Genomic DNA, 13,077 nt, shown 5'->3' on the forward strand with positions numbered 1-13,077 from the left:
TTCTTCAGTTCTTCAGTTCTTCAGTTCTTCAGTTCTTCAGGTCTTCAGGTCTTCAGGTCTTCAGGTCTTTAGGCTGAAGGCTGAAGGCTGAAGGCTGAAGGATAGGGTTACCGCCCGTGCCGACTGCTTTCTGCCTACTCCTTACTCCCTACTCCCTACTGCTTACTGCCTACTCCCTACCCCCCTGCCCTTCCGTCCTTAAGCCTTTTGCCCTCTCCTCATTTTCTCAGCTTCAACCTTTCTTGATCGCTTCTCAGCCTCCCAGCTTCCCAGCCTTTTTATTCGTCCCTCGTCATTCATCTCTAGTCAATCATCAATCACCACTACCCTTCCGCCCCCGATCCCTGACCCCTGACCCCTGCCCCCTGTTCCCTGGTCCCTGACACCCGATCCCTGACCCCTGGCCCCTGACACCCGATCCCTGACCCCTGGCCCCTGATTCTTCGCCTTCTCTCCCGTATCGCCAGCCGGATCAGGTCGTACAGCATGACAATCGGGTCTCTGGTCAGGCTGATCTTGGAGCCGGTCTGTTCCACAAGCGTCACCGGTATTCGGCAGATTTTCAACCCCAGGCGCCGGGCCAGGATAAATATTTCCACATCAAAGGCATAGCCCCATACGTTCAGCCGGGGAAATATTTGCCGGGCGGCCGCGCGGCTGAACCCCTTGAAACCGCACTGGGTATCCCGAACCGCCAGCTTGAAAAGACGGGCCACCAGGCCGGAAAACACCCGGCTGGCAATGCTTCGGGCCTGACCGACAGGCAGATGGCGACCCGGATCTGATAGTTCGCGCGCGCCCACAACCAGATCGCACGTTTCCTGGTAAAAAGCGTTCATAGCCGCATCCAGAGCCTCCGGGCGGTAAGGCAGATCCGCATCCGTAAAAAAAAGAAACCGTCCGGCGGCCTGCTGCATCCCCTGCTGAATCGCAAACCCCTTGCCGCGGTTTTGGGCCAATCGCAACGGTTTTACAAACGGCATGTCACCCAGGCCGGAAATTATCTCCCAGGTATTGTCGCTGCTGCCGTCGTCCACACAGATGATTTCAAAACCGGAAAACCGGTCCCGGCAGAAAGCCCTCAAGGCCGTCAGGGAGGCCAGAATGCGTCCAGCTTCATTATAGGCCGGAATCACAATCGATACGGAGTCTTGCCACTTGGCTTTCACCTGATTCATCTCCATTTGCCGACGACTTCTAAAATTGCATGTTTAAGAACATGGCTCACGCCACACGGCGCAGGGCTTACGGAATAAACTGACATTACCTTCCCTGAGCCGTCCGCCTTGCGCCCTGCGCCATAAGCCGTTTAATCGCCAATCCTCAATCGTCCCTCGTCAATCACCAATCGCCAATCAACAATCATCAATCAACAATCCCCCCGCCGTCACCCCTACCCACACCCATCCCAGAATGATCAGCGCCCCCACACCCAGCCAGTACAGGCGGGTCTGGACAAACCAGTTCTGAAAGTCCTTGACATGGACGGTCGTCTGGACGACAGCGGCATACGCTACGCCGGAATCTTGGTATGTCAGGGTGCAAAACACCGGGTAGGTTGCGCTGCCGGCGCCATGGCGGTGTGTCAGCGGAAAATCGACGGCGGCGGTCTCAAACGGCTTTAATTTGATGTGCTTTTGTTTTTGGGGCGTCGTCAGTCTGCGGGGAAGATAAAGGGTGGCAAAGACATCCCGGGATTTGGAATCCCCGCTGCTCACCTGGACGGATAAACTTTCGTTTGCTTTCAGGGTTAGTTCCGGCGCCCGGCCGGACAAAATCCCGGCGCCGGACGATCCCAGCTTAAAAGTGCCAGCGGAGAGCGCAGTAAGCGTCAGCCGGCTGACATCGTGATAAATAACCTCTCCCACAAAGGGAAACTCCCCCTTTAGGTTTGCGGGCAACGGAACATCGAGCTGAAATGACCGGTTCTGCTTCACCCCCAGCTGATCCACGGCATCGGCGCTGTGAAGGCGATCGAAAATATAAAGATTGGCCTGTACCCCGTAAGCGGGCTCGCTTCCGTTGTTTTCCACAAAAACATCCGCCTGTATCCGGTCCGCATAAATGGTCAGGGTCGTCCGGGTGCTGATAGCCAGGGTTCCCCCCAAACAGGGGGCTGCCGGGAGAATGGATGCCAGCACAAAAATAATGACCCGAAAAATCGGCAGCATTCGCTCCTCAGAAATGTTGCGGGTTGCGGGTTGCGAGTTGCCGGTGAAAAAGTTCATGAGCCCACCATTTGCCGACTGCTTTCTCCTTACTGCCTACTCCCTGCTGCATACTGCCTACTGCTAACCGGCCACTCGTCACTATTTACCCGTCACTGCCATTTCAGTCTTAAGCCTTTCTCCACGCCCCCCGATCCCTATCCAAATACCTTCCACCACTTTCGCTCGATCCTGCGTCGCGGCTCCGGCACTGCAAAGGATTCTCCGGCCAGGATCGCTGCCGGCCAGTCGGTCACCATCGCCCGTGCGGTCTTTTCATCCCCGATGACATGGGCGGCGGCTTCAACGGCCTGGGAGAGTATCGGGGGACGGTGCCGGGAAGAATGCGCATCCGAGGCGATGACATGGACCAGTCGTCTTTTCAGGAGTTCGTGGGCGCACGCCATGGCCGCCTCGCCCAGTTCGCCGGTGACGCTCATGGCCGTAATCTGGATTAAAGATCCCATTTCCACCAGTTCATACAGAAAGTCGAGCCGGTTCTGAAACACCAGATTTCTTTCCGGATGCGTGATAATCGGGGTTATGTTGTTGAGTTTCAGCTTGAACAGTTCGTTGCGGGACTCGGCCGGAATTACCTGGGAAGGAAATTCGGCCAGGATATAACGCCCGTTCAGGTTGATCGTCAGGGCTTCTTCGGCCGCGACCCGCTCCGCCATGCCGAGGCAGATGCGGGCATCCGACCCCGGGCAGATTTTCAAAGCCAGCCTCTCGGCCGCTAAAACTTCTCTCAGGTTCTTGAGAAGGTCGGTCACTTTTTCAAGGGGGTTGTAATATACGTCGTTGAGGCTGTGGGGGGTGGCCACCACCGTGTGGATGCCGTCGACAACGGCCTGCCGCGCCATTTCGATGCTTTCCGACACATCGGCTGCGCCGTCGTCAATACCCGGCAGAATATGGCAGTGCAGGTCAATCATAGGAAAAAGGGGTCCGGGTTTCGAAGGTTCAAGGGTTCAAAAATAAGCTGGTAAGCTGTTAAGTATTAAGAACCTGGCACATGGCGTACGGCACACGGCACACGGGAAAAAGATAATACAACTTTTCGATGCCGTTGAGTAATTAAGAGCCTGGCGCACGGCACAAAGCGCAGGGCGCACGCGAAAAGACTATCCCCTATTCCCTATGCCGTTAGCCTTTAGCCGTTTCCTCATCACTCGACATTGTTCTTATAGCCTTCAGCCTATAGCTTTTCGTTATTATTCACCGGCATTTAAGCGCCCTTATTTTTATCCGACTTAAACCGCTTTCTGCGCTCGCCGTCTTCACCGTAGTAGTAATAATAGTACTGATAATAGTAGTAGCTGTCCTTTCCGGTATTGACGCCGTTTAAAACAGCGCCCAGGATGGGGGCATTCAGGGCCTTTAAATGGGAGACCCCGTTCTGTACGATCTGCCGCGGGGTGTCCCCGGCCCGGATCACCACGATCAGCCCATCGGCAGCCTGGGCCAGCACGGCCGAGTCGGTCACAGCCGTGACCGGCGGGGAATCGATGATGATTCGGGTATAGTCTTTGCGCAGGGTTTCGATCAGCTCCTTCATTTTGTTGGATCCGATCATTTCCGAAGGATTGGGGGGTATCGGCCCGCAGGGAATCACGTCCAGGTTCGGGGCGGCATCGACAACCAGCGCTTCCGAAAGGGTGCTGGAACCCACCAGCACATTGGACACGCCCACATCACGGCTGATGTTAAACATCTTGTGCAGCCGCGGCCGCCGCATATCGCAGTCCAGCAGGACCACACGGGAACCGGACTGTGCCATGGCCACGGCCAGGTTTGCAGCGCAAACGGTTTTGCCTTCACCCGGTCCGGAGCTTGACACCAGAATGACCTGGGGCGGCTTGTCGGCCGAAGAAAAGAGGACCCCGGTGCGAATGCCGCGAAACGACTCGCTGGCCGTGGACTTGGGTGAATGCAATGTCACCAGGTCAGACGGAATGCCGTCCCGGTTCTTGGCCTTGGCAAAGGCCGGCACCGGACCCAGGTAAGGGATCTTAAGGTAGTCCCGCACCTCGTCCGGCAGCTTGATGGTGTTGTCCAGATATTCCAGAAAAAACGCCAGCCCGATCCCCAGGGTCAACCCCACCACCAGGGCCAGGAGCAGGTTCAGCCTTTTTTTGGGCTTGACCGGCTTGATGGGGGTTTCAGCCCTGTCCACAATCCGGATATTGCCGGTTTTCATCTCCTCGGTCAGGGAGGTCTCCTTAAAGCGCTTGATCAGCATTTCATACATCTGCCGGGCGCTTTCAGCCTGGCGCTGGAGCACGCCGTACTGGACCGCTTTTTTGTTCATCTCCAGGCTTTCGTTCTTCTGCTTCTCCAACGCCTTTTTCAGGGATTCTTCCTTGGCAACCGCCAGCCGGAACTGGTTTCGCAGGGAATTGACCACGCGCTTGACTTCCTGAACCTTACGCTTTTGCAGGTCTTCCAGCTCCGACTCGATGGCCAGCATCTGGGGATGGCGCCGGCCGTATTTCTTGGAAAGTTCGGACATGCGGTTATAGAGGTTGACCTCCATCTTCTTGATTTCCTGGACCAGTTCATTCTTCAGTACTTCCGGTATGGAATCGAGCATGTCGGGGGTATCGTCAAGGGCCATGGCCTGCTTGTAGCGGGTTTCAGCCTCCACCCGGGCGGATTCGGCATCCACCACCTGTGCGTTGAGCTGGGCCAGTTTCTGGGCTGTAATTTTTTCAGCGTCGCTGGAAAAATCGGTGATGATCTGGAACTTTTCCTTATAGGCCAGCAGTGCGCCTTCAGCCGCCTCCACTTTGCGGCGTTCTTCCTGAATGCGGTCCCCCAGCCACTGGACGGCATCTTTTGCCGCCACCAGCTTGGCTTCCAGGTTCTGGTCGATGTAGGCGCGCACCAGCTCATTGGCCATTGCAGCGGCCATTTTGGGGCTGACTGCCTCAACGCTGACATCCACCAGCCGGCTGTTGCGGATCGGTTCCACGCTGACGCGCTCACTAAAGGCGTTGACCAGTTTAAAGTCCGAGGAAAGCGACTCCGGGTCAAGGGATGCGGGATCCGGTCCGGTTTTGAAAAGGGACTGCACCCAGTCTTTCCAGGTCGCAAGGGTTGTATCCAACCAGGCCTTGACATTGGAAATCACGTCGTCCTTGGGCTCCGGGAAAAACTCCGGGCTGTTTTGCAGGTCGAGTCGACGGATCACTTCCCGGGCCACCGTCCGGCTTTCAATAATCTTGTACTGGGTCTGGTAATAGTCCGAGCCGGTGGCATCCACCGCCATGACTTCCTGAATGGAGACCAGGTTGGGGTTTTCTTTTTCAATCACGATCCGCGCCGTGGCCTGATAGATCGGAATGGCCGTAAAGGTATAAACCGCCACCGTCAGGACCACCAGCGCAAATATGCTGAAAATCGTCCAGCGCCGCTTGGCCAGCACCCGCAGATAATCCCGCAGGTCAATCTGTTCTTCTCTGTTTTCTTCCATTATTGTTTTCTTTTGAGACGTTGATTGTTACAACGAGCCGTTCGCCTTAAGCCGTCAACTTGTTGAGTATTGAGAAAAGGGCACACGGCACAGGGCTCAAGGCGCACGGAAGGATAAGTCCGTTTTACAACCGCAGCCTCTCTTTGTGCCGACCGCCGACTGCCTACTGCCGACTGCCTACTATTCTAACCCCTCAACCCTGATCCCTGTATCGTTCGCCGTACGCCATTGGCCGTAAGCCGTCATTAAAAAAAACTTTCCGGCACCACAATAACATCCCCCGGCAGAATTTTGACATCCTGGGTTTTTTTGCCGGACTTGGTGATGGCGTCCACCTGAACCTGAATGATTTTTTCAATGCCGTCTTCCACCCGCACGATCCGGGTCTTGTTCCGGGCGGCGATGGGGGTAAACCCGCCGGCCATGCTGATGGCCTCCACCAGGGTGATGTTCTCCTGCTGATACAGATAAGAGCCGGGGGTCGTGACCTGTCCGATGATATAAAAATGCTCGGCCTTGGGGATGTAGATCAGGTCCTTGTCCTGGAGCAGAAACTGAGCGCCGCCCTTTAGCAGGCCATCAACATTCATGCTTACCACTACTTTTTTTTCGGTTCCGGCATTTAGACTGACCGTACGGATAATCTTGACCTGCTTGCCGACATTTTCAAAAACGATCCCGCCTGCCCGGGAAATGGCGTCCAGCACCCGCTCCTTGGCCTTGAGCGGGTAGGAGCCGGGTTCCTTCACCGCCCCCAGCACCATGAACTGCTTGCTCTTATAATCCGTCACGGTCACGGAAACATGGGCATCCAGCAGATACTGCCCCTGGGCCAGTTTTTCAGAGATCATCTTTTCGATTTCCGACGTATTGAGGCCCTCCACCTGCAGACGCCCCACCAGCGGGAAGGAAATGTAGCCGTCGGCGCTGATGCGCACGTCTTTTCGCGAAAGGTCCGCCTCTTCATATACGTTGATATCGATCACGTCGTACCCGCCCACCTTGTAATCCAGCGCGCTGGGATTGTTGGCTTCCGGGCTCAGCTTCAGGTATTGATCAAGCGTATACTGGGGCGTCTTCTCCAGGACCTGGTCGATGCTATCGGGCTTCTGGTCCTTTTTCCGGGCTTTTATGATCTCGTCCAACTGGGCAATGTTTTCTTCACCGATGCCCTTTAAATCCCCATCGGAAACGGTGGTCACCTGCACCACTTCTCCGCTGGTGCCGCAACCGTACACAAGCGCCACAGCGCATAAAATCAAGACTAAACGTTTCATCAGACTCATGAATATACCCTTTTGGTAAATTGAGGGCGGATTTACGGACATAAATTTTTTACTTATCGCTATCCGTCTGAAAAAGCAAGGGAATTTTAATTAAAGAACGGCCCAGGGCACACGGCATACGGCGCAGGGCTTAAGATGTCGGGTTAAACACGAATAGTCCTTTATTCATGTTTGGACCGCGCTTGGATGAGACGGGTTAACATACCTGATATCCCTTTACATTCATTTTCAATATACTGGTAAGTTTCCTTGTCGAGGTATCCAATTTCCAATGCGATGATTGCCTGCGTTAAAACTTCTGCCGTAGATCCCTTCGCAATATAAAAAAACCTGTTCGACTGCTTGTCCGTATCGAGATCGTCTCCTTCGGCGATATTACTTGGGATGGATACGGCCGCTTTTCGAATCTGGTCCCGCAAACCATAATCTTTGGCAAATCGCCCCGCTTCGGTCAGTTTATACAAAAAAACCGCTAAGTCCTTTGCCCGCTGCCAAACTTTAAGGGCTTGAAAGTTTCCCATCTCTTTTCCCTTTAACTGATATCTGTTCCCTTTCGCCTTTTGCCCTGCGCCGTTTGCCTTTTGCCCTTAGCCGTTTGCCCTGCGCCGTTTGCCTTTCACCTTGTACAAACAAAAAGGGAGAGCTTTCACTCTCCCTTTTAGGAATCTATCGATCAGGTGGAGCGGTTTTAAAACTTGCTGTCGATCACAAACTTCACGACATTGCGGTCATATTCCTGGGTGGGGTAAAGACCGTCGCTGGCTTCTTTGGTTTGGTATTCCCATTGCAGGCTGGTGGTGAGCCACTTTTGAATTTCATATTCAAGGCCGGCGGTAACGCCGTAAATGTCAAACTCCTTCTTGGGACGGCCGGCCGCTTCGTTCTCGTAGTCATTGTTGTTGTATTCAAAACCCAGAAGGCCGGTGAGGCGGTTGGCCATGCCCTGGCGCAGGGAGAGTTTGAAATACGTATCGATATAGCCGGCGGCATCCGCATCCGGCGAACCTTCAAAAGACCGCCCCAGTTCAACGATCCACAGGGTCCGGGCAAGGGCCTGCCAGTAGAAGGCGGTCTCAGAAATCCAGCCGTCCATGTCCTTGTATGGTTTGCCGAGAATATCGGTCTTGTTGTCATAATCCTTGCTGCCCCAACCGACCCTGATTGCCCCGCCCAACTTGCCGCCCGGGTTGAACTTGGCGCCGACGAACACATCGTTCTTGGTGTAGTCCTGAGACTTACTGGCACTCCAATTCGCGCCCCTGCTGTAGTCGAATAGGTCGTCGTTCTGCTTGTCGTATTCAGCCTGGGTAAAGCGGTACTCCACCAGGAAGAAGGTCTTGGGAGAATAATGATAATAAAAGGCGCCGCCGTAGCGATTGTCCATGCGGTTCTGCCATTCATCTTCTTTCAGGTCATAGTCGATGAAATAATTCCGGTAAAGGGCCTCGACGGAGTATTTGTTGAAAAACTCATACCCCAGGGCAACATCGGCCGTATTGTCCATCCGCTTGGTTTTGACTCCTAAGTTATAGCTGTTTCTGGAGCCATAGGGGTCCTGGGTATAGAGAAAACCATCATAAATCTTAAAATAAAACCCTACCGGAGTTTTCAGGCTCAAATCCAGATACGGGTGGTGGCTCTGATAGTTGTTTTGGTCAAAATCCGAATAGGCGGCCAGGGCCACCGAGTAGCCGGTCTTGAAATAATTGTCGGGGCTGCTGCCGTTGTAGGCAAAGTCGACGCTCGGCGTCACGATGTGGATAAAATCTTCTTCTTCGTTTGCGCTTTCATAATAGATGTTATCGACATATCTCAGCTCGTATTTCAAACCCAGATCCACCTGTGTCCGGCCGAGACGGATATTGCCCTGGGCCAAAGCCGCGGCCGCCTGCAGGCTGAAAAGCAGGGCAAGCAATACCGCCAACGTTCCAACACGTCCTTTATGACATTGGGTTCTAATCATTTTCACACCTCATAATATATTTTTTAAATAAAAATGTGATCAATAAAAAGGGGGAGGTCCAGACCGCACCTCCCCTGATTTTTATTTAGTGTACAATGTGCTAGAAGTTGTTGACGTCGTTGTCTTCTCTGTAAATGTAATGATGGGGGTTTGAACCGTGGTCGGCGTTGGCGCCAGGGTCGTGGGCGTTGGTTCAATGCCCTTCTTGGCGTCATCAATCTGCTGCTGGGTCTGGTTCACAACGTCTTGCGCTTGTTTTGCCACATTTGGATCCGGATTCTTTGTCATTTCCTGGGCGGCGGTCTGGATCACCTCAAGAGCTGCCACCTGGGCGGCCTGCTGGTTCCCTGTCTCAGCAGTGTCTTTGGCTTTTTCCAGGGCCTGGAAAACCTGGTTTTTGGTGGCGGCATCCACCCCCGGATTTTCAAAAAATCCCCGGATGAAATCGCCGTAAGTCGCAGCAAGTTCGCCGGAAATCATGTTCAGGTAGTTATTGACATTGTCAAATCCCACTTCGGCTTCGGTGCCCCGCAAACCGGCAACAGCCGTGGGGGTTTGCAGATAGTTGTCCTGAATGGATTTGCCGCTCTTGAATTTCAGCTTGCCGATAAAACAGGTAATCCGGCGCACGGTTTTCTTGACCTTGAAAATCCAGAAGCCGGTTTCTTCTTCCTGCTCCTGGATCAGCGCGCTGGAATAGGGATTCACGTTCAGCGTGGCGCCGTCGTTAAAGGTCACGGCGGCAAAACCGACCTTGACCTGGACCCGGTCGCCTTGTTTAAGAACCTGACCCGCCCGGGTGACCTTTACGATCTTATAATCCGAAAGGATCGAGACCTCACCGTCAAATGCGGAAATCGATGCAATCGGCGTGGCGGCATCAGCACCGGGAGCCAGGACAAAACCCCCCACCAGAAATAATAAAAACAGGCTGAATAAATTCTTTTTTACTTTCATGACAGCTCTCCATAATGTTGTCTATTTGGAACGATTTGTTAACAAAAGCAACCAGAACTTGTTTAAATATAATTAAAACATTGAGTTACATAAAGTGAATTGGTTTTGGAAAATACTAACTAGAGATAGACAAAAAAGATAACAATTATTCTTATCAATACTCCAGATTCAATGTCAAGTATTTATTTTGTTTAGCCATATAAACTCTTTTGGGTTTTCGTTAGATACCACAAGCGGGATGATGAACAGCAGGTAGCGGCTTAAGGCGCAAGGCTACCGGCTCAGGGCAAACAAGGATATACGGCTGAAGGCATAAGGTACGGAAATTATATTACCGGGTAATGCGGCACAAATGTTTATTTATTCTTGTTTGGATCGCGCTTGGATGAGGCGGACTAACATGCCGGATATCCCTTTACATTCATTTTCAATATACAGGTAAGTATCACTCTCAAGATATCCAATTTCCTTGGCGATAATGGCCTGAGTTAAAACTTCCGCCGTAGACCCTTTCGCAATGTAAAAAAACCTGTTGGATTGCTTGTCCGTATCAAGCTCGTCTCCCTCAGCAATATTACTTGGGATGGACACCGACGCTTTTCGGATCTGGTCACGCAAACCGTAATCTTTGGCAAACTCGCCTTTTTCGGTCTGTTTATAAATAAAAACCGCTAAGTTCTTTGCCCGCTGCCACACCTTAAGTTCCTGAAACTTTCCCAAAATTTTTACTCCCCTAAACCGTTCCGTTTGTCTTTGAACGCCTATTGCCCATTACTTTTTCCCTTCCGCCGTGCACCGTTGTCCTTTAACCTTTCGTCTTGTACCTTAAGCCCTTCGCCGTACGCCGAGCGCCGTACGCCGTTTCATCATTTTTTAATAACCTTCTTCAACACCTCGCCCTTGAGCTTCTCGTTGTCCGCCGGCACAATTCCCAGGACCACGGCATCATCAGGATGGTATTCCCATACCCGCTCCACAGCCTCCTGCCAAGGCTTTGGGTTGAGCGCCAGCGAGCGCCGAAACAAGTCCTGGAATTTCCGGACGGCATCACTTCGGATGCGGATGGCACCGGCAGGTAGCGAATTTTCCAACTGGGGCTTTTCCGGCAGCATGACCGCCCGCCAGGCCCAGTACCAGGCTGCGTTAAAGAGAATGTTGGGAGCATTGGGGGCGCTTTTAACGGCCTGGTCAAAACAGATTTCCGCCAGCGGCAGCCAGCGAAGGACATAATCATAGGGATCGTAGCTGCGCAGGGAATAGCGCAGTCCCAAATCGTTCCAGTAAATTTCGCTGGCCGGGTTCAGACGCACCGCCGTTTCCAGGGCGGATATGGCGGCGTCATTGTATTCGCGCCGCTCCATCTCATGGGCGGACTTGGCCCGCATGTACAGACCGGCCTTTTTAAAATGGTACTCGGCATTGTAGGGGTTGATCTCTATCGCCTGCTGCACATCGATGAGCTGGGGGTTCCAGTTCAGGTTCAGGGTGGAGTTCCACTCGGTGGGCGCCTTGATCTCCGCCCGGAAATGCCGGACAGCGGCGGCCATTCCGACGGCAAGGGAAAGGAGCAGCACGCCCGCAACAGCATAGCGCCTGGGGCGGGTCAGGGGAAGTTCCCGGGTCCGGTAAAAAAAGCGCTCCTTGATTCCGCGCCCCTGGCAATGCAGGGCGGCATAACCCAGGGCCAGGATTGCCGCCAGGGTCAGGGGGTTGGCCGGTATGTGCATATTCAGCTCGAAATAGCTGTGAAAGGCAACGGCCAGAATGCCTGCCATCACCCCGGCCCCCACCCCCAGGGCGTAAAGGTCCCTGCGGTTGCGCCACACCCGGACCATCTTAAAAAGAAAGCCGATAAAGGCCGCCGCCATCAGCATGCCGCCGGCAAGACCCACTTCGCCCAGGGCCTCGATCCAGTCGTTGTGGGCATGCCCGCTGGAGGACACCCGGTTGAAATCATCCGGGGAAAAGCGCGGATACACATACCGGAAGTTGCCCCAGCCCACCCCGGTCGTTTTATATGCCTTCACCATGGGGACAATCGTCCGGGTAATGAAGAGGCGCTCTTCCAGACTTCCCACCTGTTCAAAACGCTTGAGTGTATTATCGATGCCGATATGCACTCCGTAGGAAAAGGCCAGAACGCAGAATGCGATGGCCAGAACACTGTATTTGCGATACCCGCTTTTGCTGAAAAAGATGGCGGCAATCCCCAGCATGGCGATGCCCATGGCCAGGATGCCGCCCCGGGAACCCGACAGCAGGAGCGCCAGGGTCATGACAAGAGCGGAAAAAAAGAAGAAGATCATCCGGGGGCTGGCCGACTCCGGGGCAAACAGGCCCACAAAGCGCTGCAGGGCGGCCCGGCTGCCGCCCAGTCCGGAAACGATCCGGCGGTGGCGCCGAGGCTGGGCGATCATGAACCCGAACAGGAGCGGGATTACCATCTCCAAATACCCCGCAAAGTGATTCGAAACGATATACGTGCCGCTGGCCCGGCCGGCAAGACCGCCGCGCCGGCCCCACCACAAGATCCGGGGGGCATCGCTGAAAAGCTGGTAGATGGCGTACAGGGCCTCGAACAGACCCATAAAAATCAGGACATAAATCAAAATGTTCATCCGCTTTTTGGAGCGGACAATGTTGAGCACCAGGAAAAACATCCCCAGGTAGGTCATCAGTTTGAGTCCCTGGATCACCACCGGGTGCTTATAATACGCCAGGGCCATCCAATCCCCGCCATCCAAACCCGCACGGGCCATTACGCTGTAAAGGGTCTCATTATCGGCATAGGTTTGGGGCGAAATAAAAGCTGCCCAGGAAGGCGGCAGCGGGACGAGCTGCAGGCCGATCAAACCCAGCAGCAGGATCAGAAACAGGTTGGCCGGGGTTTTTACCCATGCCACGGTTTCGCTTTTTGAAAAGATGAACCGGTCCAGTACCCACAGCGCCAGCAGGGCAAACACCCCCAGCTCCACCACGGTATAGGCCCACACGTGTACAGAGCCGAAAAACAGCGGGGCGAAGATCAGCAGGCCGATGACCCCTGTAAATATAATTCGATCCGTTCTGGTTTGCTTATGAATCATAACAAAAGAAAGTCAGCACTAAGCAGTCAATGCCATTAACTTAAGCGCGTAAAATAAATCTTAAACATATAATATTATTAACAAAATAGTTGATTTATTGGTT

Annotated in this window: 10 protein-coding genes; all 10 read right to left on the reverse strand. The window is 53.6% G+C overall.

The window, feature by feature from the left end; translation table 11 throughout:
- Nucleotides 1-323: 323 nt before the first annotated feature.
- The 10 genes from P1P89_19395 to P1P89_19440 all read right to left on the reverse strand — a co-directional run bounded on the left by P1P89_19395 (nucleotide 324) and on the right by P1P89_19440 (nucleotide 12,974).
- Nucleotides 324-1,178 (reverse strand): glycosyltransferase, encoded by an 855-nt coding sequence (locus P1P89_19395; protein MDF1593679.1) that lies wholly within the window; start codon nucleotides 1,176-1,178, stop codon nucleotides 324-326.
- A gap of 177 nt (nucleotides 1,179-1,355) precedes the next feature.
- Nucleotides 1,356-2,228: a hypothetical protein gene (locus P1P89_19400; GenBank protein MDF1593680.1), complete on the reverse strand. Its 873-nt coding sequence runs from the start codon at nucleotides 2,226-2,228 to the stop codon at nucleotides 1,356-1,358.
- A 137-nt stretch (nucleotides 2,229-2,365) separates the two neighbouring features.
- Complete coding sequence (locus tag P1P89_19405) at nucleotides 2,366-3,142, reverse strand: hypothetical protein (GenBank protein MDF1593681.1); 777 nt, start codon at nucleotides 3,140-3,142, stop codon at nucleotides 2,366-2,368.
- 293 nt (nucleotides 3,143-3,435) lie between these two features.
- Nucleotides 3,436-5,682, reverse strand: a complete 2,247-nt coding sequence (locus P1P89_19410) for a polysaccharide biosynthesis tyrosine autokinase (GenBank protein ID MDF1593682.1) — start codon at nucleotides 5,680-5,682, stop codon at nucleotides 3,436-3,438.
- Nucleotides 5,683-5,927: 245 nt separating this feature from the next.
- Nucleotides 5,928-6,959 (reverse strand): polysaccharide export protein, encoded by a 1,032-nt coding sequence (locus tag P1P89_19415; GenBank protein ID MDF1593683.1) that lies wholly within the window; start codon nucleotides 6,957-6,959, stop codon nucleotides 5,928-5,930.
- 170 nt (nucleotides 6,960-7,129) lie between these two features.
- The gene (locus tag P1P89_19420) at nucleotides 7,130-7,489 is read right to left on the reverse strand and encodes a four helix bundle protein (GenBank protein ID MDF1593684.1); all 360 of its coding nucleotides are present in this window, start codon (nucleotides 7,487-7,489) and stop codon (nucleotides 7,130-7,132) included.
- Nucleotides 7,490-7,656: 167 nt separating this feature from the next.
- Entirely contained in the window at nucleotides 7,657-8,931 is a 1,275-nt protein-coding gene (locus tag P1P89_19425; GenBank protein ID MDF1593685.1) for an outer membrane beta-barrel protein, read from the reverse strand.
- Between the two features lie 81 nt (nucleotides 8,932-9,012).
- On the reverse strand, nucleotides 9,013-9,888 hold the full coding sequence (locus P1P89_19430) for a hypothetical protein (protein ID MDF1593686.1): 876 nt from the start codon (nucleotides 9,886-9,888) through the stop codon (nucleotides 9,013-9,015).
- 360 nt (nucleotides 9,889-10,248) lie between these two features.
- On the reverse strand, nucleotides 10,249-10,608 hold the full coding sequence (locus P1P89_19435; protein ID MDF1593687.1) for a four helix bundle protein: 360 nt from the start codon (nucleotides 10,606-10,608) through the stop codon (nucleotides 10,249-10,251).
- Nucleotides 10,609-10,754: 146 nt separating this feature from the next.
- Nucleotides 10,755-12,974, reverse strand: coding sequence for an O-antigen ligase family protein (locus tag P1P89_19440; GenBank protein MDF1593688.1), 2,220 nt, complete (start codon nucleotides 12,972-12,974; stop codon nucleotides 10,755-10,757).
- Nucleotides 12,975-13,077: the final 103 nt, after the last annotated feature.

The sequence above is a fragment of the Desulfobacterales bacterium genome, from assembly GCA_029211065.1.
Classification (GTDB): Bacteria; Desulfobacterota; Desulfobacteria; order Desulfobacterales; family JARGFK01; genus JARGFK01.

Coding starts and splice junctions, on each gene's coding strand:
- P1P89_19395 (MDF1593679.1), bottom strand. CDS start 1,178: ATGAATCAGGTGAAAGCCAAGTGGCAAGACTCCGTATCGATTGTGATT.
- P1P89_19400 (MDF1593680.1), bottom strand. CDS start 2,228: ATGAACTTTTTCACCGGCAACTCGCAACCCGCAACCCGCAACATTTCT.
- P1P89_19405 (MDF1593681.1), bottom strand. CDS start 3,142: ATGATTGACCTGCACTGCCATATTCTGCCGGGTATTGACGACGGCGCA.
- P1P89_19410 (MDF1593682.1), bottom strand. CDS start 5,682: ATGGAAGAAAACAGAGAAGAACAGATTGACCTGCGGGATTATCTGCGG.
- P1P89_19415 (MDF1593683.1), bottom strand. CDS start 6,959: ATGAAACGTTTAGTCTTGATTTTATGCGCTGTGGCGCTTGTGTACGGT.
- P1P89_19420 (MDF1593684.1), bottom strand. CDS start 7,489: ATGGGAAACTTTCAAGCCCTTAAAGTTTGGCAGCGGGCAAAGGACTTA.
- P1P89_19425 (MDF1593685.1), bottom strand. CDS start 8,931: ATGATTAGAACCCAATGTCATAAAGGACGTGTTGGAACGTTGGCGGTA.
- P1P89_19430 (MDF1593686.1), bottom strand. CDS start 9,888: ATGAAAGTAAAAAAGAATTTATTCAGCCTGTTTTTATTATTTCTGGTG.
- P1P89_19440 (MDF1593688.1), bottom strand. CDS start 12,974: ATGATTCATAAGCAAACCAGAACGGATCGAATTATATTTACAGGGGTC.